We start from the raw sequence: 22,107 nt of genomic DNA on the forward strand, positions 1-22,107 counted from the left end.
TCTGATCAGCGATCTTGTCGGGGTGACCCTCGGTCACGGACTCCGAGGTGAACAGACGACGGGACATGGCGTTCTCCAGGATGGGGAATCAGTGAGGTGACTCGACGTCATGGGAACTTGGCCCTCCTCCTGCTCAGGAGGACCGAGTCGGCCGGTGCGGCGAGAGGGCGTGCCGGGCGCAGGTCCAGGCCGTCCAGCCCTACCTCGCCGTCGACCGCGATCGCCCGTCGCACCGGCCCCGCCTTGGTCTCCAGCTCGGCGGGGGTGGTGTGCCGGCCGGCAGCGACGCGTTGATCGCGGCGTCCACCGGTCACAGCCGGTGAGTGGATCGGCCGCTCAGCCGAGGACAGCCAGCGCGTACTACGGGGCATCCGCGATCCACTCGCTGATCGCGATGAGCGAGTGGGCCCCGGTCAGCACCGCCTAGCGGCCGCACACTGCAACGCGACCGCCGGGCACCGCGGGGATCGGTGACCAGGATCAGGAGACGCCGCAGGTCAGCGACATCCACGAGACCAGCGAACCGGGCCCGTCCCCATCACGCGACGCCCCTGGGACGGACAGGCCGAGGGAGTTGACAGCCTTCACTTCATGCATCGTCTTTGGTGACGACGATGTTGTTGAAGCTACAGGTCGCGGAGAATACGCGGTTGGTCTGCATCCACTCCTTCATCTCCGCCTCGATCTCAGCCTGGTTCTGTGCCGACATCTCCAGGGTGTAGCCCCTGAACGCGGTACCCATCAGGAGATTCCAGCCTCCGTCGGCTGTCTTGTAATCCATGACGACGTCCCGGTGGGTGATCTTGACTCGCTGCTTGTTTGTCACCTCTTCGAGGAGTGTCCTCAGGAAGAGGATGTCTTCTGTGACGCGCCAGGGTATGGAGATCCGCAGGTCTTCGGTCTTGTTTTGCGCCAAGTCCAGGAAGACGCCGGAGATGGGCGTGAGAAAGTTGCGCCCCAGGGTCATGAGGACCAATTTACCGCCAGGCTTGACGGCCCCCCACATTTTCACCAGGAAGGCTTTGAGGTCTGAGGCGAAGAAGGGTCCGTTGGCTGACACGACGATGTCGTATGCGGCGGCGTCGAACTGGGCCTCATCCATGTTCTCGACGACGAATTGGATGTTCTTGACTCCCGCTGCCTCCGCACTTTCCTTGGCTTCCTCGATCATGGAGGGGGAGATGTCGATGGCCAGGGCGTGTCCTGTCGGTCCTGCGAGCTTCGCTGCCCGGACGATCGCGTCCCCCGTCCCGCAGGGCAGATCGAGGATCCGGTCGCCTTCCTTCACTGCCATGTCGGCCAGCAGCGGATCGCGTATCACCTCGGGGAAGGCGTCCTGGATCTTCGTGTACTCGTTTGCCGCCTTCTGGAAAGTGCCGCGAGAGTCGAATTCAGGCATATCTTGAATTCCCTTCAGGTCGGTGAGCCCGTGATGGCGGGAGGGCGGTCGCGCTCACTGGAATGCGGGCGGGCGGGCTCCATCCGCACCCCTGGTTCGGGGCGAGTGGTTCGGGGTGAGGGTGTTCGAGGAGATCCAGAGGTCGCGGGAGAAGACGAATTCCATCCTCGAACCCATTACGGAGACGGAGCTTCTCGATGGACATGCCAAATCCAAAGAGAGTCGGTCGGCTGGTTATCTGGAGTGCCGCAGGGGGCGGTCGGTTCAGCGGTGCCGCGTCAATGCGGCCGGCGATCGAATGACGAATTTCTTTCTCCGCGCATCACGCAAAAGGAACCGCTGAAGCCGCACCGCACTGTGCGACGGATAGTCTTCAACACCAGCTTTTCGTGACTGAGGAATCAAGTGGCTTCAATTCGGCCGGGTTCCCGTACGTTCATCTTGGGAGCACGGCACTGCCGGAGGAAGTGTCTCCTGATCGTGGTGGTGCGAACACCATCTGTGCGGAGAACCTGATCCGTGCCCCGGTACTACGGCCGGTGACCGCTGGGGCGTCAACCGCCGCGAGGAGGGGAGTGGCGATGACGCCTGTCCGCCCACAAGGGCGCCCTTCACCCCGGCCTACGCCTCCTGGGCGACCCCGATCGAGGCGCGCTTCGGGCCACTGAGGCAGTTCACCATCGCCAACTCCGACCACCCCGGCGTACGCACGGCACGAGGTGGCGGCGGAGCCGCTGTGGGGTGCGTTGGCGGCGTTCACGAACCTGTCGCTCCCGTGCCGTTGACAGAGGCCACTCCCCCACCTGCCCGAGTGCCCCGGTCAGTGTGGCCGGCCGAACCGCACCGTCAGCACGTCGGGCCCGTGAATGCCGAGCGGGCTGCGCCGGCTGGGCTGCCCGAGCCGACGCCGAAGCGGGCCGCGGGCAGACCGCGGGTGTCAGACCGGCAGGCGTGGTACGAGATCGTGTTCGTGCTGCACACCGGCATCCAGTGGGAGTACCTGCCCCAGGGACTGGGCTTCGGCTCGGCCGTGACCTGCCGGCGGCGCCTGGCCGCCTAGCCGCCTGGCCGCCTGGAACGAGGCTGGCGTCTGGAACGAGGCTGGCGTCTGGAACGAGGCTGGCGTCTGGAACGAACTGCTCCACGTGCTGCTGAGGAAGCCGCGGGCCGCCAAGAAGCTGGACTGGTCGCGGGCAGCGATCGACTCCTCCCACGTCCGGGCCGCCCGCCGGGGCCCAACAGCGGTCCGGACCCGGTCGACCGCGCACGGCCGGGCAGCAAGCACCACGTCCTCGCCGACGCCCAGGGCGTCCCGCTCGCGATGTCGCTGACGGGCGGCAACCGCAACGACGTCACCGAGCTCCTGCCCCTGCTCGACAAGGTCCCGGCCATGGCCGGCGCGGTCGGCCTGCCCAGACACAGACCCGACGTGCTCCTCGCCGACCGCGGCTGCGACCACGACGAGTACCGGCGCCCGCTGTGGGCCCGCGGCGACCGCCCGGTGATCGCCGAACGAGGCGAGGTCCACGGCTTGGGCCTGGGCTTCTTCCGTAGCGTCGTCGAGCGCACGATCACCTGGCTGCACGGCTTCCGCCGCCTGCGCATCCGCTGGGAACGACGCGACGGCATCCATGCAGCCTTCGTGAGAGGTTCGGTTTTTGCGCCAGCCCTGCCTACCGATGACCGTCCGGTCGGCCTACGCGGGGCTCCACGCCTTCCGGCGCCTGCGCGTCCACGGGGATCGCGGGGTCAACTTCCGCGCGGCTTCCCTTGGGTGTCCCATCGGTCCAGCGGACGTACAGGCGCCGGGGGCCTCGTATGAGCAGGCCCTGGCGCCAGGGCAGAAACGCCGGGTCCGAGTCCAGGGCCAGGTCGGGGCAGCGTTCGAGCAGTGCGGTGATCGCGGTGGCCGCCTGGAGCCGGGCGAGGGGGGCGCCCAGGCAGTAGTGAATGCCATGCCCGAAGGAGAGATTGCCGCCCGCGGCCCGGCGGATGTCGAAGCGGTTCGGGTCCGGGAAGCGGGCGGCGTCTCGTCCGGCGTCGGCGAGGGCGATCAGCACCAGCTCACCACCCCCCGGGACGGTCACCCCGCCGATCGTCACCGACCCGGTGGTGAATCGGTACGTCGTCGTCTCGACCGGAGTCTCGTAGCGCAGCATCTCCTCCACAGCGTTGTCGATGAGGCCGAGGTCGGCGCGCAGCGACGCGAGTTGGTCCGGATGGCGGAGCAGGGCGAGGACGCCCGACGCGATGAGGTTGACGGTGGTCTCGAAGCCTGTGACCAGCAACAGCCAGGCCATGCCGATGAGTTCGTCGGCGGACAGGCGGTCGCCGTCCTCGTCGGTGGAGCGGATGAGGGCACTGAGCAGGTCATCGCCGGGGCGGCCGCGCTTCTCGTCGATCATGCCGACCAGATAGGCGGTCATCGCACCGGTCGCGGCGCGGCGGGTGTCGCGGTCCGGGCTGCTGAGGGCCTGTTCGGCCCAGGTACGGAAGGAGCCGCGGTCCAGGGAGGGGACACCGAGGAGTTCGCAGATGATGCCGATCGCGAGCGGGAAGGCGAGCGCCTCGACGAGGTCGGCGCGTCCGTCGGGCGACGAGAGCATGGTGTCGAGGAGTTCGCCGGTCAGGGCTTCCACGCGCGGCGTGAGCGTCTCCACGCGGCGCGGGGTGAACTCCCTGGAGACCAGTCCGCGCAGCCGGGTGTGGTCCGGTGGGTCCGAGCTGAGCAGGTTGTGGCCGGCGGACAGCCGGGCCAGCGGAAGCCCGGGGGACGCGTGTTGCCAGTTCTTGGACAGCGTGGGGTCGGTGAGGGCGTCTTTGCAGGCCCCGTACCCGACGACGAGCCAGCCCTCCGCGCCCTCGGGGACCCGCACACGGTGCACGGGTCCGCGGGCACGGAGTTCGGCGTAGACGGGGTGCGGATTCCTGAAGAATTCCTCGCCGAACGCCCCGAAGTCTGCCGCGACGTCCGATGTCATGGCGAGCTGCTTCCCTTGATCGGTGCTGGATTCACGACGGTCGGCCTTACGGTGTTCACGGACAGGCAACAGGGCGTGGTGCCGGTCGAGTCCGCGACGACCCAAGATGTCGGCGTAGGCCCACTCGACGAGGAAGCGGCGGGGGTCCGGAGCGATGTCGGCCGGCGTGTCGACGACGGCGGCGCCGCGCGTGCCGGACAGCTCACCGAGGACGGCGAGGCCACGCTCGAATCGGGTGCCGGTCCGCGCGGTCGGGGAATGGGGCTCATTCATGCTGCACCAGGTGAATGGTTGGAGTGCACACCAAGGAGTTCGAGCATTCAGACAGTCCCGACCGCGACGACATTCCCCTCGCTGATGTAACCGTCCGGGTGGCGCAACGGGTTCGTCGCGTCCTCCGGGTCGAGGAACGGCGCCCAGTCGCCCGGAATCCCGAGATTCCGCGCCTGCCGCGCGAAACGCGCGCACGCGTTGCCGTAGAACCGCATGGCCGCAGGGGACAGCGGGGCGTGGTGCTCCATGAGGACCGTGCGCTGCCACACCGAACGGAGACCGGCCTCACGGAGCCGGCGGTACAGGTCGCGGCCGCGCAGCAGTTGCCGCGCATACCCGGGGGACATGGCGGACGCGCGGAAGAAGTCGGTGATCAGGAACGGGTCCGCGGGGCGTACGGTGCTCAGCGTGCCGTCGACGTCCTTGACCGCGATCAGTCCCCCGGGCCGGGTGACTCGGCGGAACTCCGCGAGCGCACGGGCCAGTTCGGCGTCGTCGAGGTACTGGGTGGTGTTCGCGCACCACACGGCGTCGAACGAGGCGTCCGGGTAGGGCAGTCGGAGCACACTGCCCTGCCGTATCTCCGTCTGCGGCCCGGCCTGATGGTTCCGCATCCGCTCGGCGGCCCGCTCGGCGTTCTCCCCGGCCAGATCGAGGGCGGAGATCCGGCCCCGTTCGCCGACGAGTTCCGCGAGCCAGGGCAGAAAGGTTCCGCTTCCGCAGCCCGCGTCCAGGACATGCCAGCCGGCGCGGATTCCGACACCTTCCAGGGCCTCCCGGTAGGCATCGGCGCAGGCTTCGAAGTGAGCGTCGACGATCTCCTCGTGAGTGAAGGCCAAGCCGGTGGAGGTGGTGTAACCGAGCGCCGCGTGATCTCCCGTCAGCACGTGGTGGCTCCAGCCGGACGGAAGGCCTGCGCCGCGGCAAGGAGGCTGGTGAGGATCTCCACGGTTTTCCCGGGTGCCTCCAGCGGGGCAAGGTGGCCGACGCCGGGGAGGGTGACGAGTCGGCCGTTGGACAGGGCGGCGGCCGTCTCGCGGGCCTCGTCCAGGGTGACGAGTTCGTCCTCCTCGCCCTGGGCGACCACGGCGGGCACGTCCGTGGCGCTCAGGGCGGCCAGGGAAGCCTCGCGGGCGGCGATGGCCCGCTGCGCCCACGCGACGGAGTGCGGCTCGGCCGTCTGTGCCAGGGCCGTCACCTGGGCCAGCAGCCGCGGCCGCTGGGCCCGGGTGGTGGCGCCGAGAAGGGACGGGGTGGTGTCCGTGACGATCCTGGCACGCAGGGAGTCATCGCTGATCAGGTCGGCGAAGCGGAGGCGCGCCGCGGCCCCCTTCGGCGTGTCGGCCGTGCCCCGGGCCGCGAACAGGGCCAGTGCGCGGACACGGTGCGGATGACGGCGCAGGAACGACATCGCCGTATATCCGCCCATCGAGCAGCCGACGACGACCGCCGAGTCGACGCCGCGGCGATCGAGTTCGCGGGCCAGGTCGTCGGCGACCAGGTCGAGGGAGGGGACGGCATCCGCCGGGAGCGGGGTGCCGCCGAAGCCGCGCTGGTCGACGGTGAGGACGCGGTGGCCGCGGGCTCGCAGGGCCCGGGCGGACTCGTCCCACATGGACGAGTCGAGAGGCAGGGCGTGGAGCAGGACGACGGGGAGGCCCGCGCCGGTCTTCGAGTCACTCATCGTCGGGCCGCCCGTTCCGCGTCGCCGACGAACCGCCGGGCCCGCTCGGGCAGTCGGGAGCCGCGCAGCCAGGCGAGGGCTACCGGGGAGGGGGGCAGGTCGTGCACCGGGACCACCTTGATGTCGGGCGGCAGGACCGCGTCGAGGGACTGGAAGGACACATGTATCGCGAGAGTGCTCCGGAGCAGTTCCAGCAGGGCGGGCAGGGTGGTCATGGTGTGCGTGCGGCGGATGGCACGGCCCGTCCGGGTGCGCGGCGGTACGACGAGGTCCCAGACGTTCGGCGGGAAGTCGCCGGGGCACCGGAAGCCCTCGTAGTCGGCGACCTGTTCGAGGGAGACCGACCTCTGGGCCGCCAAGGGGTGATGGGCGCCGACAAGCACGGCACGGCCGTCCCAGGCGACGCGTTCGCTGAGGACGATGTCCGGATCGAGCGGGGCGTACTTGACGAGCATGAGGTCCGTCGCCCCGGCACGCAGCAGCGTGAACGGCTCAGAGACCTCGTAGGGGACGTACTCGACCGACGACTCCGGGTGCCCGGCGGAGGCCACGATGCGAGCGGCGAGGTGGGTGGAGCCGTGGACGCCGAGCCGGAGGCTACGGGGCGGGACGGCCGCGCCGGGGACAAAGGCGTCACCGGCGGCCGCGGGTGTGCGGGTGGTCATGGGTCAAACCTCCGTGGACAGTCCCGCGTAGGCCTGGAGTTCGTCCGGGCGGTGGACGTCGGTGTCCACGCGGAGCATGGCGAATCGGCCGGCCAGGCCGGTAAGTCGAGGCATGAAGCGCAGGGTCAGGCGGTCGCAGGGATGGATCAGCCCGTCCAGGACGGCCTCGGCGAGCAGATGGTGGAGGTGTACAAGGGCGTGCGCGACGGTCACCCCGGCGGTGGCGATGTACAGGTCTCGGTGGACGGCGGGGCGGGACCAGCCGGCACCGGACGCGGTCACCGTACGCGGGACGGTCACCGTGGCCGCGGGCTTCGCGGTCAGATCGTGTCCGGCCTCGAAGGTCTTGAGGAGGCGACGCAGCGTGACCGTCGCCGCGCCCGGCGCCGGACCGCACCAGGCCACCGAGCCATCGCCCGCGACGTGCTCGAAGGTGAACCGCTCACGCAGGTTGGCCGGGCTGCCGGCCAGGAACACAGTACGTGTGAAGGAGCTGCGCCAGGCGTCACGCGCCTCCGGTGCCAGGGTGAGCGCGAAGGCACAGGTCTCGCGCACCCAGCTGGGCAGATCGAGCCGGCCCACGACGGCCACCGCCAGCACCTCGGTGTCGGCTGCGTCCGCGGTGTGGAAACCGGCCCGGAGGGCCCTCAGGGCCTGGGCGCTGGACAGATCGAGCCGGTCGGCCAGTTCGGGGCGGGCGTTGCGGACGCGGTCCAGGGCGGAGCGCAGCAGGGCGGCCGGGGAGAGGGCGTGGGGCGAGGCGAAAGCCGCGGTCGCGGGAGGCGTGGGAGCGAGCGTGTGCGAGGGGTCGGAAACCGCATGAGCGGGGGCCGTCGGTTCGGGGGAACTGGTCACAGGTACACCGCCGACAGAAGTGCGGGGTCGGGAGCGGGCCGTCCACGGCCCAGGAGGGAACAGGTGAGCCGGTAGGGGTCGACATAGGTGTGGCCCCGCCGGTGCCGGTCGAGAGCGTCGAACAGGTCACCGGTGCCGACCGCGACGGCGGCCCGGGAGCGCCGTAGGAGCCGGGCGGCCATGGTCAGGCAGTTCCGCAGCAAGTCGTGCCGGAACGACTCGCGCTGGCCGGGGCCGAGGGTCGCCACGAAGTACAGGCGCATGCCGAGCCGCAGCGCCTCGGTGTCGTCGCCGCACGTCTCATCGGCCTCGCCGAGCAGCACACCGGCCGTGTGCCCGCGCCAGCCGCCCTGTCGGGCCGGGGCGATCCGGCCATCGATGGGCACCCGCCCCAAGGGCACCCGGTGCACTGCGGGCCCGAGGCGGGTCAGGACGCGGTTGAGTAACTGGTAGTCGGTGTCCAGCTCGCGGTCGTAGAGCAGGACGACCTCGTCGTACCAGGGCACGAGCGGAAGCAACTCGCGCAGGGCACAGGCGAGGTAGTTGGGCTGGCCGTCCGAGGTGATGATGCGGCGCAGGGGCATGCCGTACCGGGTGAGGTCGAGGTAGACCGGACCGCCGTAGTCGCGCTGGTCGAGGACGAGGCCTGTGGCGGACAACTGTTCGACCATCTCCTCCAGAGCGAGGCCCGGCGGCTGGTGTTCCTTGAGGCCGGGATCGTGCATGCCGAGCCGCTCGTAGTGCCCGGCCCACAGCTCCAGCAGGCGCCGGCTCGCGGGGTGGGTCCAGCCGCTGTGCTCGATGGCGTCCCGGTACGGTCGCAGCGCCTGCGCGCTCTGCGGCTGCTCCTCGGCTCGGTAGCGAACGTAGAGTTCGCCGATCTCCTCCTCGGAGAGCTGTGCGTAGTCGGTCTCGCCACGGGTGCGGTCGAGGTACTCCCAGAAGCCGACCGTCTGCTCGGTGACGTGGTAAGTGGTGTGGCTGTATCGGTACGTCACCTCGGCGAGCGGCACCGTGGCCCGGAACATGACGTCGGTCCACAGCAGGCCCTTGAGGTGGCTGGGGGTCAGGGGTTTGGTGGGGGTCACCGTGACCGGGGCCAGCAGGACGTTCTTGCGGGGCGGCATCTTCATCTTCCTTTCCGGACAGTGGCTCTGATGGTCTCCAGGAGTTCGGTCCGGGTGGGAGGCGCGGTTTCGGCGGACGGGGCTGGGTTCGCGGACGCCTGGCGTACCCGGCTCGGGAAGTGCTCGTCGGCGAAGAGCCGCGCGGGGGTGGTCAGGCTCGTCCGGGCGCGGGTGACTCCCCGCCATACGACCGGATCGGTGGCCGTGGCCTCGATCGCCGCCGCCCAGAGGTCCGGGGGCACCGGCGGGACCGGGGGGCGCCGGGACGCCGGGGGCGTACCCGTCGCTGCCCGCCACCGCTCGACCCGTGTCCATGAATCGTGGATGGCCTGCTCGTACCAGGGGCGCAGGAGTTCGTCGGTGAGGTCCGCGGCGGCACGGCCCAGCTCGGCCGCCGCGGACGGGTGCCGGTCGATCAGGTCCGCGAGCCGGAAGGCATGGGTGAGCGCGAGGGCGAGCCCGCGGCCGAACATCGGGTCGGTGACGCAGGCGGCGTCTCCCACCCGGAGAAGGCCCGGGAAGGGCGAGGCGTCCCGCAGGAGGTTCGGCGGCATGCCGATCACCCGCACCGGCCCCAGCGGCTGCACGGCGTTCTCGTCGACCCACGGCAGGAGATACGGCGAGATCCCGCAGACGGCGGTGAAGGCACCGGGGTCGCGCAGTGCCGTCGTGGCATGGTCACCGGGCAGGGTGCCGAGGGTGATGGCGAACACGTCGTTGTCCGCCGGGTGCGCCACGGCCGAGTAGTGGCCCCAGATGCCGCCGGCCGCGTTGCCCCGGTTGAGTGGGCCCGGCGGCGAACCGCCGGGTTCACGCAGCCGGTAGAAGCGGCCGAAGGCGCGCAGGTGACTGGCGCCGGTGAGGTCCTTCCCGGCCGGGACGCCGGCTGCGGCGAGCCAGGTTCGGGACGCACAGCGGCGGCCGGAGGCGTCCACGACCAGGTCGGCGGCGAGGGTCTCGCCGGAGTCCGTGACGACTCCGGCCGCCCGGTCGGAGTCGAGCAGGAGCCCGGTGACCACGGTGTCGTGGCTGATGGTCACCGTGGGCAGGGCGCTCGCGGCGCGGTGCAGGACGAGGTCCAGCACCGAGCGGCGGCAGAAGAGGGTGACCAGGTCCGGGTCGTCGACTTCGCCGGGTGCCGCCGTTCTGAGGTCCAGCAGCCGCGCCCCGTCCGCCAGCAGCGCGGTCAACACCCCCGGCGCATGCCGCCGCAGCGTCCGTACCCCGAGCGCGTTGAGGACATGGTCGTGCGCGGCCTGGGGCACCGCCGGTCGCCGCCACGACTCCGCGCTCTTGCGGACGGGCCCGTACGGGGGCGTCTCCCCCCGTTCCAGAACCCGGACTCGGTGGCCGCGTCCACCGAGCGCCAGAGCCAGGGCCAGACCGGCGGTGCCGCCGCCTGCGATCACGATGGCCCTCATGGTCAGCGTCGCCGACCATGCACGAAGAACACCCGGCGCACCTCGGTGACGTCGCGCGGCGGCACCGGGTCCGGCCACCGCCCGTAGTCGGCGTCAGGCTCGCCCGGCTGGAGGGCGCGGACGTCGAAGCCGTACTGCGCGAACAGTGCCTCCGGCTCGTCGGTGCCGAACACCCAGGGGCACCCCCAGCCGGCGAACACGTCCAGCAGGCCCCGCATGTGCGGGAGACTCAGCGCGGCCCGGTTGACGATGTCGGCCGCGATCCGGCTGCCGGGGGCGGAGATCGCCGCGACCCGCTGCAGCATGCGGCGGGAGTCGGCTTCGGGGATGTAGTAGAGCAGGCCCTCCAGCAGCCAGGTCGAGGGCACGGTGCGGTCGTACCCGGCCGCGCCGAGCCGGTCCTCCCAGTCGTCGTCGGTGAGGTCGACGGCGACCGTGCGGTGGTCGACGCGGGGCGCGACCCCGCGCAGCCGCTCGGCCTTGAAGTCGAGCACCGACGGGCGGTCGACCTCGAAGTAGCGGATGCGGCCGGGCCAGGACAGCCGGTAGGCGCGCGAGTCCATCCCGGCCGGGGCCAGCACGATCTGAGTGGTCTCCGGCGCCCGGGCGGCGTCTTGCAGTAGATCGTCGAAGAACCGGGTGCGGATGGCGTTGTAGTCCGGAGTGCTGGGCAGGGAGCGCAGCCGGTCCGGCGGGAAGGTCGCGGCCCGGATCTCGGCCAGCAGGTCCGGTCCCTCGTCTCCGGCCAGTCCGGCGGCGTACGGGTCCTCGTACAGCCGGTCCGGGCGGCGGGTCTCCGCCGCCCGCAGCGCTGCGGTGAGCAGGGCGGTCCGTTCGACAGGGTTGAGTACGGGCATGGGGGCTCCTCGGGGGGCGGTTCGAGAACCTGGGGTGCGTTGGCGGGGCCGGGGGCGGTTCGGCACGCCGGACAGACTTCGGTTCACCACCGTGAGGGCGTCGCAGGTGGGCGTCAGCCGTCCGCCGTCCCGGTCAGCCGCCGCCACAGTGCGTCGTCCTGCCGGAACAGCCGGTCCTTCACCTGGGTCGGCCGGATTCCCGTGTCGACTGCCGTGTGCCAGTCACGGGCGAACGCCTCGCGGTCCAGCAGCCGAACCGTCGGCCTCCCCAGCCGGCCGGCGCCCCGGGCGTGGCGGTACTCGGCGGACTCGGCGGCGAGGGCGCGGTCCAGATCGGCGGTGAAGCGGGCGGTCTCCCGCTGGTGCCAGGGGCTGCCGGGCGCGATCGCGAAGATGTACCGGCGGGTGTCGTCGGTGTCCGGCTCGACCCGGCACGCCACGTTGCGCAGGCCGAGTCCGCCGGAGCCCAGAGCGGTGTGCAGGGCCCGTACGACCTGGGCGTCCCGCAGTCGCTCCCCCGCCGCGTCGGAGCGCACCCCCCGGCCCGCGTACTCCACGCGCGGCACTGCGCCCACCCGGTCGACCACCCGGACCACGTCGCCGACGGTGTACCGGTAGAACCCGCCGACGTGGCTGAAGACCACGTGGTAGTCCCGGCCGGCCTCGATCTCGTGCGGCAGCAGGGTCGCGCTGCCGGGGGTGAGGTCGTGGTCGGCGGGGACGAACTCGTACACCGCCGCCGACGCGACGAGGCTGCCGGCGGAGGCGTGCCGGTCCAGCGCCACGCCGGTCGGGCCCTCGGACGCCGCCACCGGCGCGGGCAGCACGGTGACATCGTTGCCGAACTCCGCGCGCAGCGCGGGGAGATAGAGCGAGGCGACACCGGTGGTCCAGCAGAACAGTGCGCGCAGGCGGGGCCACACATGCGCGGGGCGCACGGTCCCGAAGTACTCGGCGAGCTGCTCCAGCCGGTCCGCCCGCCTGGGGTCGGGCGCCTGGTGGGGCAGGCCGCCAAGGGTTCCGTCGCGGACCTCCTTCACGATCCGCGGCCACCACAGGTTCAGCTGGTACGGCACCGCGGCGATCATCGCGGGGTTGATGCCGATCAGACACCGCAGATCGCTCTGCACCGCCAGCCGCAGCCGCAGATAGGCGCGTTCGAGGTGGTCGCCGGGGTCCGTGGGCACGGGCAGCACGGCCCACGGCGCTCCGGTGCCGGGTTCGGCGGAGAGGGGCTCGCCGAACCGGGCGCCGAAGTCGACCTGGCTGGCGCCCGCATACGGGCGGCCGTCGGCAGTGGTGGGCGGGGCGGTGAGCGGGTCGTGCTTGAGGTTGAGGACGGCGTCGGGCCGCTGGAGCACTTCGGGGAAGTGTTCGATCAGCGGGGCCCAGGCCGCGAAGTAGAACGGCATGAAGGTGGTGCTCATGAAACGCGGGGTGACGGGCACTTTCTTGTGTGCTCCGGTGCTGCCGCTGCTGGTGAAGTAGGCCTCGGGCGCGTCGGCCGTGAGCAGGCCCCGCTCGCCGGCGGCGGTCCGCTCGATCAGGGGGGCGTGGGCGGTGTAGTCCTGAAGCGGGACGGCAGCCCGGAAGTCGTCCATCGTGCGGATCCGGGCAAACCCGTGCCGTCGGCCGAACTCGGTGTCGGCGTTGAAGGCCAACAGGTCAGCGAGTACACGGGCCTGCGTGCCGCTCATGTCCTTGTGCTCGGCGGCGAGCCGCTCGCGCGCGGCGTACACACGCTCGCGGTAGCGGTCGGCGTGACCGGGGGTGTGCCATACGGAGGAGGCGTTCACGAGGTGAGCACCTCCCGTACGACCTCGACGGCGCGTTCGACGCTGGGCTGTTCCGGCAGCTCGGTCACCGGAAGGTCGCACACTTCCTCCAGCAGCAGCTGGCGCAGCTCCTTCTGATAGCGCTCGAACCCGGCCATGTCGCCTGTCTCGCCTGCGTATTCGAGGGGATTGAGGCCCGCGCCGCCGCCGCGTCGCCACCAGGCGGACGACGGCGAGACATCGAGGTAGACCACCCGGTCCGGCTGTGGGAACGAGCGCCACCAGTCGTACATCAGGGTGTCGCGGACCCCGGCCATCCGGCACTTCGCCAGAATCTTGTAGTAGTACGAGTCCGCGAGCACCGGCACCCGGGGGTCCCGCTCGTGCACCTGGTCCCTCATGTGCACCACGGCCGTCTGGAGCACGCTGGCCAGGAAGTCCGCCGAGTAGGCGGTGCCGAGGCCGGGCAGGAGGTGGTCCGTGAGGTCGCGGCGGAGCCGGGTGATCATGGTGTGCTCGGGGGCGACGAAAGCGCTGTCCGTCGAGACCAGCCGCCACTCGGGCAGCAGCCCGGCCAGACGGCGCATCACCGACGACTTGCCGGCTCCGTCGGGGCCGAGCAGGACGAAGAACGGACCCCCGGCCGTCATGCCGTGACTCCCTTGACGCGCCCGGCCAGTCGCTTTCGCAGCTCTTCGTCCTTCCCCACCGCCACGGGGTGCCCCACGAGTTCCAGCATCGGCAGGTCGGAGACGTGGTCGCCGTAGGCCCAGCAGTCGCGCGGATCGACGTCGGGACGGGACTGCAGCATCCGCAGCACGGCGGCACCCTTGCCCGCGCCGATGACCGGGGTCCCGACCTCCCCGGTGTAGCGGCCGTCGGCGACGAGCGGGCGGGTGCAGAGGAGGGTGTCGGCGCCCACCTCGCGCGCGAGGGGCTCCAGGAGCGGCGGGAAGGAGCCGGAGACGAGGACGACGGTCGCACCGCCGGCGCGATGAGCGGTCAGGGCCTCCCGGGTCGACTCGATGTAGAAGCCCCGGCCGGACGCGGTGCGTTCGGCGAACCAGTCCTCGGCGAGCCTGCCGATCGTCTCCACCGACTCGTCGGCGTAGTGGCCGTAGTAGAAGCGGTTGATGTCCGCCCGGGGGGTGCCGCCGTCGGCACGGCGGCGGACCGCCGCCATGATCCGCTCGTACTCCTCCTCACCGCCCACGCCATGCCGACGCACCAACTGGTAATGGAGGAAGTCGAACATGCTCTTGACGGTGATCAGGGTCTCGTCGACGTCACTGAAGACCAGGTAGGGGCGGTCCGTAGCCGGCCTGCGGCTGGCATTTGACACGTCAGGGGCTCCTTCTTGATGCCGACCGGTGGCCCGCAGCGCCTCCGGGCCGCCGTCTGTCACTCGGGACGAACTGTCGTCACGCCGTTCGAACCTCGGTCGATTCCGGTTCCTTCGCCGCCGCCAGGATCGCCGCGGCGTCCTTGAGGGACCGCTCGGCCGCCCGGGTCTCCTTGGCGTGGGAGACCTGGGTGTCGAAGGCAGTGAACCGGACCTCCATCACCGCGGTCTCATATCCGCCCTGGAGCACGGCGAGTTCGCAGGAGAACGTCGTACGGGTGCGGTGCGGTGAGCGGTGCGACAGGACCTTGCACCGGACGGTCGCGGGCAACGGGAAGAGGAAGTTCCGGTAGCGGGTGGCGAAGGTGTCGATCACGAAGTAGCTGTCGCCGACCGCCTCCGACTGCAGGTAGTGCTGCTCGGCCACCGCGATGAACATCTGTCGCCCGGCCTCCATGACCAGCATGCCCTGCACGTGCTGGCCGGTGAGGTGGTCGGACATCATCTCATTGCCGGAGTCCACCAGCAGGTCCGACTCGAAAGAGGCGGGTCCGGTCCGCCGGGGCAGGGAGATCAGCACGTTCTCCGGCCGGTGCTTGTGCGCGATCTCCCGTCCGGCACGGTCACGCAGTGCCTGGTCGTCGATGACGACCACGTCCGTGAGGCCGCGCCGGGCCAGGGTGTCGCGTACGAACTGGACGTCGAACTGGGACACCCCCTGCCCGAGCGTCACCGAGGTCGCGCCGGTGGCGCCGGCGAACGCCCCCTTCCTTATCTGCCGGGTGAGCTGAGACACCGTCATGACACCCTCGTACCGCACGAATTCGGCGAAGACATCGCCGACAAGGAAGAGGGTGTCCGGTTCGGCTTCGGTGCGGCGGGTGGTCTCATGCATCTCGGAGGACACCGCGAGCGCCCCTCACTCGGAGAGCCGGCGGCTCAGTTCCGGGAACTTGGGGTCGCTGCCCAGGGCGCCGCCCTCAGCCCAGCGGCTGCGCGGCACCTCTTGGATGTATACGGTGATCTTGTCCAGGGGGGCTCCCGTGACACGCCGGACGGTTCGGGTCAGCTCCTCCATGAGTTCCTGCGCCTGGGCGTCGTCCTGACCGTCCCAGGTGGTGACGGAGATGATGGGCATGGGGCTTCTCCTGTGCTCAGTGCCAGTGGGTGTGCGGCGGGATCAGGACTGGGGAGCGGCGGTGGTCCGCAGGTCCTGGAAGGACGCGCCGCGCAGCTTGAGGTGTGCGTGGATGTCGCCGCCGAGGCCGAACTCGCCGATGGCGCCGCCGTAGCTGCGCTGGTAGCTCATCCACAGCACGACCACGTTGATGATCCGGTTGGCCCCGGGCAGTCCGGGGTCCGGGAACGGGTTGGGCAGGGTCGCGTGGTAGCGGCCGTTCCCGTCGGCGTCGGTGACGAAGACGTTCGGCACTCCGAGCGGGCCCGGCCGGGTCGGCCCGGCGGGGTCCAGGTCGCGGGCGCGCAGCGACATCACGGTGTAGACGCTGTTCGGGACGAGCCGGGAGAACTCGAAGCCGAACGTCCCGCGGTGGCCGTCGGAGGTGACCCCGACCTCCAGGGTGCCGCTCGCCCTCACCCAGGCGCCGAAGGTCACCGGGGCGGTGACCTTCGGCCCGTCCTCGGGGCGCAGGTCCGGGATGGGCACCTCGTGGAAGGCGTGGCTGGGCCGCTTGACCTGGTGGGCCTCCGGCAACTGCTCCGGTGCGAAGACCATGCGGTAGTTGTTGCACGGCAAGGGCAGCGGAAGCGTGTACAGGACGATGTCCTTGTCAGCCCCGTCGGGTTCGGGGTCCAGCTCCCGTACCACGGTGTACGGGGCGAGCGCGCCGAACTCGGGCAGCGGACTGTCCGGGGAGACGACAGCCGCGCCCCACTCGGGCCGGGTCGCACCGTCCAGGGTGGTCCGGTTGATCATCCCGACCACCACGAAGTTGCCGTCGGCGTCCATGACTTCGCTCGGCGGGTAGAGCGGGCCCTGTGTGGTGAGGCTGAGCTCGTGCGTCTCTGTGGCGCCCGGGGTCGTGGTCCAGGATGCCGCGGCGGTCTCAGGCATCGGCGCGCTGGTAGACGCGGGTGTACAGACCGCTTTCGCCGCCGACGATGAAACGGTCGCCGGCCTGCTGGACGATGTCCCGGTACTCGGCCGAGGTGAAGACCTTCTGGTACTCCTCCGGATCGCAGTCGAAACCCGTCACGAACATCACGCCGGGCTGGGTGCTGAGCAGCGTGTGGTAGGCCAGGAACGTGGTGACCGGCTCGGCCCGACGGACGACGTCGAAGATGGTGTTCTCGCGCCACTCGCGGTAGGCCGTGTACTCCTTCGGCTTGACCTCGATGTACCGCAGTTGGACGTACCGCGTCGGAGGTAGCGGGTCGGCGGTGTCCTTGGGCGCCTCGACGAACTCCAGGAGCTGGCGCCGGAAGTCGCTGACGAGGTCCGCCGAGACGGTGTCCCACAGCCTCCGCCAGCCCGCCGACAACGCGTCCAGCTCGGCGTAGTCCTTGACGGGCGTGATCTCGAGAACGTTGTCACCGTCCGCGCTGCGGAACAGGGTGCGGCCGGCCAGCGGTTCCTTCTCGTTCAGTTCGCTCCAGCGGGCCAGAACCTCGTTCGCCCTGCCGGGAGCGACGCCGACTTCGTTGAGAATGAGCAAGGTGGCGGACATTTTCATTCCTCTCGATTAATCTCGAGTAAAATGCGTGTGACGTCACGACCGGTTGAGGATGTGCGCACGCGGATCGCCACGAAGGATGGCGAGAATGCATGGCTGGGACGATGCTCGGGCTCGCTCACCGGAGCGCGTCAGGCTACGGCGGCGCCCTTGGCCGCGAGGACCGCGGCCGCCTCGGCGACGGTCTGCTCGGGGACGAGTTCGCCCGTCTCGATGTCGATGCCGTAGCTTTTCTGGAGGCGCAGGGCGAGTTCCTCCAGCAGGAGCGAGTCGATCTCCATGGCCTCGAAAGTCGTGTCCGGCGTGACATCCGCCGTCGGCACGTTCAGTTCCGTCAGGAGCACGATGATGCGACCGGCGACCGAATCATCCATGTCTTCCTCCGCGAGTCGTGGGAACGCCGACCTCGAATTCAGGGCTTTGAATCCCATCGCGTCCCATAGATGCAATCCTGGGCGCTGGACCCGGGTGGAGGAAGTGTCTCCCCGTGATGGTGGTGGCAACACCACCATCCGCGAAACCGGCCGCGGCCCGGTCCATCTCACGGGGCGCTCTCCGGGGCGATGCGCCGGTATCCCGCACCGGCGCCCGCCGTCCCACCAGGATATGGCTCAGGCGGCCCCGGAGTGGGAGTGGACACCCGCGAACGCCCGCGCCCTTATGGCCGCAGCGGCGCCGGGCTGGGCTATGTACACGGTCAGTACCGACTCGGAGTACTCCGGCATTCGCATCAGCACTCGGTCGAAGATCATCACTCCGATGCGCGGGAGGGCGATTCTACGCACGTTCTCATACGGGTCGTCGACCTCATGCCGGTCCCACAACTCGGCGAACTTCGGACTCGTCCGGCACAGCCGATCCGCGATCCTGCCGAATTCCGGATCGTCCGGGAACCGTACCGACTGTGCCCGGAAATTGGCGACCAGACCCCGAGCCACTTTCTCTGTGTCGGGATACTTCGCCCGGGTGGCCGGGTCGGTGAAGAACTTCTCCAGGCAGTTGTCCCCGCTCGCGTTGAGACGGAACAGTGAGCGGGCGGACGCGTTGGCCAGTTCGATACGCCCGTACCGATCGGTGAGGTAGGCTGGACTGGAGGACCAGCTCTCGACGAGCGCACGCATGTGCGGGAACACACCGTCCCGGTACTCACTGTCCGTGCGCCGAGGCGGATTGAGTCCGGCCAGCCGGAAGAAATGCCGGCGCTCACAGCCGTCCAACCGCAGGGCGTTGCTGATGGCGCGCACGATGCTCTCGGAGACATTGATGTCCCGGCCCTGTTCCAGCCAGGTGTACCAGGACACCCCGACACCGGCGAGCGCCGCGACCTCCTCCCGGCGCAGTCCGGGGGTGCGCCGTCGCTCGACGTTCACCAGCCCGACTTCTTCGGGCGATATCGCCGCCCGGCGCGTCAGTAGAAAATGCCGCAGCTTCGCTCGTCGTAAAGGTTCGGATACTTGGGGGGGTGCGGTTGCGTCCACGCATCGTCCTCTCTTCTTGATTCCAGGCCGCGTCACACCTCGTGGTGCAGGGGATCAAGCGTTATGCGTTCCACTATGAGGTCCTGGCGGTCTCCGCGGAGGCGGCAGCCCACGAAGCGTCCTGCTGAGGAGGCGGGTTGAACCTCTGTCCGGCGGCGCCATTACCGCTGACCTGCGAATTCCGACATCTTGATCGACTGCACTGCCCGGCGGGGTGCCATCTGATTCCACGCGGCCCGGAATGGATCTCACTCTAACTTTTAATAGAATGGAAGGGGCGGCTTCAAGCCGGACAGCGATTTTCGGCAATCGCCGTCCGGTGTGACGGCGGTGGACCCAGTACCGGAACCACTGGTGGTGGCACCACCCGGTTGGACAGGCACTCCCTCCCTTCGGGCGCCGGCGGCAGACTGGCGGTCATGGTCCACACGACGCGGGACACCACGGAAGGCACGGCGAGCGGCGCGACCGCGGGTATGGCCCAGCGTGTCGTGGTGGGTGGCGAGACCGCCCCGCTGCGCCTGTTCTGCCTTCACCATGCGGGCGGCAGCGCCTGGTCCTTCGCGGGCTGGGGACACCGGCTCGGGCGCGAGATCGACGTGGTGCCGGTTTCCCTGCCCCCGCGGTCGGTGTCCGTACCGGGTTCCTCCGGTTCCGTCAGCACGATGGGTGACCTGGTACGAGAGGTGGCACAACGGCTCGCTCCAGCCCTCGACCAGCCCTACGCCTTCTACGGCCACAGCATGGGTGCGCTGGTCGCCTACGGGGTGGTCCAGCGGTGCCTCGCCGCCGGCCGCCGACCGCCCGTCTGCTTCGTGGCCGGGGCCCACCGCGCACCACATCTGCCGGCCCCCGACCTGGCCGTGGACCTGTCGGACACCGCAGCGCTCGAGCTGCTGTTGGGTCTGGGCGGGACCGGCCGGCTGTTGCGGGAGAACCCCCGGCGGATGCGGGCCGTGGTGGACCGGCTCCGTCAGGATCTGCTGGTCTGCACCACCTACCGGTACCCGGCAGAGGGACACCGACCGCTGCCTTGCCCGGTCCATGTGCTCCACGGCAGCGACGACCCGCTGGTTCCCGCCGCTCACGCGGCGGCCTGGAGCCGCCATGCGGCGCGGTCCTTCTCGCTGCGCGTCATGCCCGGCGGCCATTTCTTCCACAAAGAACACAAGGAGCTGTTCTTCGCGGAGTTGAGGCGGATCCTGAGGGAGGCGGGTGCCGTTCAGTCAGCGGTGACGCGCTGAACTCAGGCCGTTCACGGGCTGGTTGACCGCTGTTCTGCAACCAGCACCCCTGCCCCGGTGCACCTTTCCGCAAACCGTCTGACGTGTGATGCTCGCCGCTGACATCGCGTGTTCGTCCGGCCTACATTCCGTGAGCATGGACACCACAACCTCCAGGTCCGGCAGCAAGAAGAAACGGCGCAATGAGCTGACGCACTTCCTGCGCAGCCGCCGCGCCGCGCTTGCCCCCGCCGATGTCGGAATGGGGTCGGCCGGCGGTCGCATCCGTGCGGGCCTGCGCCGGGAGGAGGTCGCGGTCCTGGCCGGAGTGAGCGCATCCTGGTACGCGTGGCTGGAGCAGGGCCGCCCCATCAACGTCTCGGACGGGATTCTGGACGCGATCAGCCGCGCGTTACGCCTCACCGAGCGCGAGCGCGTCCATCTCTACCGGCTCGCCGACGCCAACCCCCCGCTGCCGGCGCCGCGTGCGGACCCGCCGGACACCGGGGTCCTTCAGCGGGTGGTCGACGCCCAGGCATCGGGGCCGGCGTGCGTCATCGACCGGTACTGGGACGTCCTCGCGGCCAACGAACAAGCCGCCAGGCTGCTTCACCTGGGTCAGGACGGCAACGAGAACTTCCTGATCGGTCTGTTCACGGGATCCCACGGACGCCAGTACGTCGATCTGCCCCAGGTGGCCCGCCAGATGACCGCCCGCTTCCGCCTCCAGACGTCCTACCTCGCCGGCGATCCCAGATACGAGCAGATAGCCGACCGGCTCTCTGCCGACAGCGCGCGGTTCGCCGAGTTGTGGGGCCGTCACGAGGTCGAGGAGTTCATGCCCACGACCGTCGAGCTGAACCGTCCGGACAGGGATTCCGTCCCCTTCACGCTGCACACGATAGATGTCGACGAAGCTTCCTCCGTCCGGCTGCTGATGTACCTGCCGCCGGGAGCCCCCAGCTCACAGCCGGTCTGGCGATAACCTTTTCGGGACAGCGTTCGGCCCGGCCCGGGAAGGTGGTGTTCCCGCCACCACCGGGACCAGTCACAGCGTCGGCACGGTCTGGCAGGGCGGTATCCGGCCCCTGACAATGGTCGTACGCCTTGGTGCGTCCTCGCGACGGCGCCGCATCCGCGCCGTCCCCGCGTACCCGGCCACGTGTGCCGTCCCTCCCCCTTCCCCCGACCGGAGGGGCGGCACCTTCCGACGGGCCCGGCCACGACGTCCGGCACCGGCAATCAGGGAGGCCCCCTTGGCATTCGCGCTGTCCCACGGACTTCTCTCACGGGTAGGACTTCTGGACAGGGAGGCGGCGATATGAGCAGGGCCGCGGTCCTCGCCGGGCTCGGAACGTATGTGCCGCCCCGCGTCGTCACGAACGACGATCTCTCCCGGACCCTGGACACCTCCGACGAGTGGATCCGCTCACGCACGGGCATCACTCAGCGCCACTGGGCCGATCCCGGCACCGCCACCGGTGACCTGGCCGTCGAGGCGGGCGAGCGGGCGCTGAAGTCGGCCGGCGCCGGTGATGTCGACCTGGTCGTCGTCGCCACGACCACGCCGGATCACCCCTGCCCGGCGACAGCTCCCGATGTCGCCCACCGGCTGGGCCTGAACTCGGTCGCCGCATACGACATCGCCGCCGTGTGCAGCGGATTCGTCTACGCGATGGCGTCCGCGGCGGGCGCCATCGCCGCCGGGATCGCCGAGCGCGTGCTGGTCATCGGGGCGGAGACCTACTCCACGATCCTCAACCCCGAGGACCGCGCCACCTCGGTGATCTTCGGTGACGGCGCCGGGGCCGTGGTGCTGCGGGCCGGCGAACTGTCCGAGCCGGGCGCGCTGCTCGGACACGACCTGGGCAGCGACGGCTCGCTCAAGGACCTCATCATCGTCCCGGCCGGCGGCTCACGGCAGCCGGCCGGCGCGGTGGCCTCGTCCGGCGCCCGCCCGGCCGAGACGTACTTCCACATGGACGGCAAGCCGGTCTTCCGGCACGCCGTGACCCGCATGGCGGCCTCGTCCCAGGCCGTGCTCGATCGCGCCGGCTGGGTCCCGGAGTCGGTGGACTGGTTCGTCGGCCACCAGGCGAACGTCCGGATCCTGCACGCCGTCGCCGACCAGCTCGGCATGGCCCGCAACCGGACAGTCGTCAACCTCGACCGCGTCGGCAACACATCGGCGGCCTCCATTCCGCTGGCACTCGGCGACGCCGTCTCCCGGGGCGTGCTGACGCCCGGCGACCGAGTACTGCTGAGCGCTTTCGGGGGCGGCTTGACCTGGGGCTCCACAGCCCTGGTGTGGCCGGAGATCGTGGCGGGCTAGGC

At 70.2% G+C, this 22,107-nt stretch carries 23 protein-coding genes and 1 pseudogene; 4 read left to right on the forward strand and 20 right to left on the reverse strand.

What is annotated here, in order from left to right; all coding sequences use genetic code 11:
* The 3 genes from ACFF45_RS26255 to ACFF45_RS26265 form a co-directional block, all read right to left on the reverse strand.
* On the reverse strand, positions 1-67 hold a 67-nt coding region (locus ACFF45_RS26255), incomplete at its 3' end, for an S-adenosylmethionine synthetase N-terminal domain-containing protein (protein WP_306434313.1).
* Between the two features lie 40 nt (positions 68-107).
* Positions 108-314: a hypothetical protein gene (locus tag ACFF45_RS26260; RefSeq protein WP_381348949.1), complete on the reverse strand. Its 207-nt coding sequence runs from the start codon at positions 312-314 to the stop codon at positions 108-110.
* Positions 315-589: 275 nt separating this feature from the next.
* Positions 590-1,399 carry a class I SAM-dependent methyltransferase gene (locus ACFF45_RS26265; RefSeq protein WP_381348951.1) on the reverse strand — a complete coding sequence of 270 codons (810 nt, stop codon included), beginning with the start codon at positions 1,397-1,399 and terminating at the stop codon, positions 590-592.
* Between the two features lie 862 nt (positions 1,400-2,261).
* On the opposite strand from ACFF45_RS26265, the pseudogene ACFF45_RS26270 reads away from it, so the two are divergent.
* Positions 2,262-3,047 (forward strand): annotated as a pseudogene (locus tag ACFF45_RS26270) (IS5 family transposase); the annotation flags it as partial.
* A 25-nt stretch (positions 3,048-3,072) separates the two neighbouring features.
* On the opposite strand, the gene ACFF45_RS26275 reads toward ACFF45_RS26270, so the two are convergent.
* From ACFF45_RS26275 to ACFF45_RS26355, 17 genes are all read right to left on the reverse strand, one after another.
* Positions 3,073-4,653: a cytochrome P450 family protein gene (locus ACFF45_RS26275; protein ID WP_381348952.1), complete on the reverse strand. Its 1,581-nt coding sequence runs from the start codon at positions 4,651-4,653 to the stop codon at positions 3,073-3,075.
* A gap of 47 nt (positions 4,654-4,700) precedes the next feature.
* The gene (locus ACFF45_RS26280) at positions 4,701-5,540 is read right to left on the reverse strand and encodes a class I SAM-dependent methyltransferase (protein WP_381348954.1); all 840 of its coding nucleotides are present in this window, start codon (positions 5,538-5,540) and stop codon (positions 4,701-4,703) included.
* A complete protein-coding gene (locus ACFF45_RS26285) occupies positions 5,534-6,337 on the reverse strand; it encodes an alpha/beta fold hydrolase (protein WP_381348956.1) in 804 nt (267 codons plus the stop codon). Before ACFF45_RS26285 ends, ACFF45_RS26280 begins: the two co-directional genes overlap by 7 nt.
* Positions 6,334-7,002, reverse strand: a complete 669-nt coding sequence (locus ACFF45_RS26290) for a substrate-binding domain-containing protein (protein WP_381348958.1) — start codon at positions 7,000-7,002, stop codon at positions 6,334-6,336. The genes ACFF45_RS26285 and ACFF45_RS26290 overlap by 4 nt, the downstream gene beginning before the upstream one ends.
* 3 nt (positions 7,003-7,005) lie before the next feature.
* Positions 7,006-7,857, reverse strand: a complete 852-nt coding sequence (locus ACFF45_RS26295) for a DUF6182 family protein (RefSeq protein WP_381348959.1) — start codon at positions 7,855-7,857, stop codon at positions 7,006-7,008.
* Positions 7,854-8,984 (reverse strand): hypothetical protein, encoded by a 1,131-nt coding sequence (locus ACFF45_RS26300; protein ID WP_381348960.1) that lies wholly within the window; start codon positions 8,982-8,984, stop codon positions 7,854-7,856. Before ACFF45_RS26300 ends, ACFF45_RS26295 begins: the two co-directional genes overlap by 4 nt.
* A gap of 2 nt (positions 8,985-8,986) precedes the next feature.
* Positions 8,987-10,405 (reverse strand): NAD(P)/FAD-dependent oxidoreductase, encoded by a 1,419-nt coding sequence (locus ACFF45_RS26305; RefSeq protein ID WP_381348961.1) that lies wholly within the window; start codon positions 10,403-10,405, stop codon positions 8,987-8,989.
* A gap of 2 nt (positions 10,406-10,407) precedes the next feature.
* Positions 10,408-11,262 carry a class I SAM-dependent methyltransferase gene (locus tag ACFF45_RS26310; protein WP_381348962.1) on the reverse strand — a complete coding sequence of 285 codons (855 nt, stop codon included), beginning with the start codon at positions 11,260-11,262 and terminating at the stop codon, positions 10,408-10,410.
* A gap of 113 nt (positions 11,263-11,375) precedes the next feature.
* Positions 11,376-13,058: a GH3 family acyl-acid amido synthetase gene (locus ACFF45_RS26315; protein WP_381348964.1), complete on the reverse strand. Its 1,683-nt coding sequence runs from the start codon at positions 13,056-13,058 to the stop codon at positions 11,376-11,378.
* The gene (locus ACFF45_RS26320; protein WP_381348966.1) at positions 13,055-13,687 is read right to left on the reverse strand and encodes a hypothetical protein; all 633 of its coding nucleotides are present in this window, start codon (positions 13,685-13,687) and stop codon (positions 13,055-13,057) included. Before ACFF45_RS26320 ends, ACFF45_RS26315 begins: the two co-directional genes overlap by 4 nt.
* Positions 13,684-14,379, reverse strand: coding sequence for an HAD family hydrolase (locus ACFF45_RS26325; RefSeq protein ID WP_381348968.1), 696 nt, complete (start codon positions 14,377-14,379; stop codon positions 13,684-13,686). Before ACFF45_RS26325 ends, ACFF45_RS26320 begins: the two co-directional genes overlap by 4 nt.
* Before the next feature lie 79 nt (positions 14,380-14,458).
* The gene (locus ACFF45_RS26330) at positions 14,459-15,274 is read right to left on the reverse strand and encodes an AfsA-related hotdog domain-containing protein (protein ID WP_381348970.1); all 816 of its coding nucleotides are present in this window, start codon (positions 15,272-15,274) and stop codon (positions 14,459-14,461) included.
* Positions 15,275-15,298: 24 nt separating this feature from the next.
* Positions 15,299-15,517 (reverse strand): tautomerase family protein, encoded by a 219-nt coding sequence (locus ACFF45_RS26335; RefSeq protein WP_356023002.1) that lies wholly within the window; start codon positions 15,515-15,517, stop codon positions 15,299-15,301.
* A 42-nt stretch (positions 15,518-15,559) separates the two neighbouring features.
* The gene (locus ACFF45_RS26340) at positions 15,560-16,453 is read right to left on the reverse strand and encodes a hypothetical protein (RefSeq protein ID WP_381348971.1); all 894 of its coding nucleotides are present in this window, start codon (positions 16,451-16,453) and stop codon (positions 15,560-15,562) included.
* A complete protein-coding gene (locus ACFF45_RS26345; protein WP_381348973.1) occupies positions 16,446-17,066 on the reverse strand; it encodes a hypothetical protein in 621 nt (206 codons plus the stop codon). The genes ACFF45_RS26340 and ACFF45_RS26345 overlap by 8 nt, the downstream gene beginning before the upstream one ends.
* A gap of 137 nt (positions 17,067-17,203) precedes the next feature.
* Complete coding sequence (locus ACFF45_RS26350; RefSeq protein WP_381348974.1) at positions 17,204-17,446, reverse strand: phosphopantetheine-binding protein; 243 nt, start codon at positions 17,444-17,446, stop codon at positions 17,204-17,206.
* 237 nt (positions 17,447-17,683) lie between these two features.
* Positions 17,684-18,442 (reverse strand): helix-turn-helix transcriptional regulator, encoded by a 759-nt coding sequence (locus tag ACFF45_RS26355; protein WP_381348975.1) that lies wholly within the window; start codon positions 18,440-18,442, stop codon positions 17,684-17,686.
* Between the two features lie 527 nt (positions 18,443-18,969).
* Between ACFF45_RS26355 and ACFF45_RS26360 the strand changes: the two genes are divergently transcribed.
* The 3 genes from ACFF45_RS26360 to ACFF45_RS26370 all read left to right on the forward strand — a co-directional run bounded on the left by ACFF45_RS26360 (position 18,970) and on the right by ACFF45_RS26370 (position 22,105).
* Complete coding sequence (locus ACFF45_RS26360; RefSeq protein WP_381348976.1) at positions 18,970-19,794, forward strand: thioesterase II family protein; 825 nt, start codon at positions 18,970-18,972, stop codon at positions 19,792-19,794.
* Between the two features lie 136 nt (positions 19,795-19,930).
* Entirely contained in the window at positions 19,931-20,758 is an 828-nt protein-coding gene (locus ACFF45_RS26365; protein WP_381348978.1) for a helix-turn-helix transcriptional regulator, read from the forward strand.
* Between the two features lie 336 nt (positions 20,759-21,094).
* Positions 21,095-22,105, forward strand: a complete 1,011-nt coding sequence (locus tag ACFF45_RS26370; protein WP_381348979.1) for a beta-ketoacyl-ACP synthase III — start codon at positions 21,095-21,097, stop codon at positions 22,103-22,105.
* Positions 22,106-22,107 lie beyond the last annotated feature (2 nt).

The organism is Streptomyces cinereospinus (genome assembly GCF_042430725.1).
Taxonomy (GTDB): Bacteria; Actinomycetota; Actinomycetes; order Streptomycetales; family Streptomycetaceae; genus Streptomyces; species Streptomyces cinereospinus.

Bases quoted from the DNA above. Each gene is read 5' to 3' on its own strand.
- ACFF45_RS26310 (WP_381348962.1), bottom strand. From the start codon at position 11,262: ATGCCCGTACTCAACCCTGTCGAACGGACCGCCCTGCTCACCGCAGCG.
- ACFF45_RS26340 (WP_381348971.1), bottom strand. From the start codon at position 16,453: ATGCCTGAGACCGCCGCGGCATCCTGGACCACGACCCCGGGCGCCACA.
- ACFF45_RS26320 (WP_381348966.1), bottom strand. From the start codon at position 13,687: ATGACGGCCGGGGGTCCGTTCTTCGTCCTGCTCGGCCCCGACGGAGCC.
- ACFF45_RS26370 (WP_381348979.1), top strand. From the start codon at position 21,095: ATGAGCAGGGCCGCGGTCCTCGCCGGGCTCGGAACGTATGTGCCGCCC.
- ACFF45_RS26335 (WP_356023002.1), bottom strand. From the start codon at position 15,517: ATGCCCATCATCTCCGTCACCACCTGGGACGGTCAGGACGACGCCCAG.
- ACFF45_RS26360 (WP_381348976.1), top strand. From the start codon at position 18,970: ATGGTCCACACGACGCGGGACACCACGGAAGGCACGGCGAGCGGCGCG.
- ACFF45_RS26345 (WP_381348973.1), bottom strand. From the start codon at position 17,066: ATGTCCGCCACCTTGCTCATTCTCAACGAAGTCGGCGTCGCTCCCGGC.
- ACFF45_RS26305 (WP_381348961.1), bottom strand. From the start codon at position 10,405: ATGAGGGCCATCGTGATCGCAGGCGGCGGCACCGCCGGTCTGGCCCTG.
- ACFF45_RS26350 (WP_381348974.1), bottom strand. From the start codon at position 17,446: ATGGATGATTCGGTCGCCGGTCGCATCATCGTGCTCCTGACGGAACTG.
- ACFF45_RS26285 (WP_381348956.1), bottom strand. From the start codon at position 6,337: ATGAGTGACTCGAAGACCGGCGCGGGCCTCCCCGTCGTCCTGCTCCAC.
- ACFF45_RS26300 (WP_381348960.1), bottom strand. From the start codon at position 8,984: ATGCCGCCCCGCAAGAACGTCCTGCTGGCCCCGGTCACGGTGACCCCC.
- ACFF45_RS26275 (WP_381348952.1), bottom strand. From the start codon at position 4,653: ATGAATGAGCCCCATTCCCCGACCGCGCGGACCGGCACCCGATTCGAG.
- ACFF45_RS26265 (WP_381348951.1), bottom strand. From the start codon at position 1,399: ATGCCTGAATTCGACTCTCGCGGCACTTTCCAGAAGGCGGCAAACGAG.
- ACFF45_RS26330 (WP_381348970.1), bottom strand. From the start codon at position 15,274: ATGCATGAGACCACCCGCCGCACCGAAGCCGAACCGGACACCCTCTTC.
- ACFF45_RS26365 (WP_381348978.1), top strand. From the start codon at position 19,931: ATGGACACCACAACCTCCAGGTCCGGCAGCAAGAAGAAACGGCGCAAT.
- ACFF45_RS26290 (WP_381348958.1), bottom strand. From the start codon at position 7,002: ATGACCACCCGCACACCCGCGGCCGCCGGTGACGCCTTTGTCCCCGGC.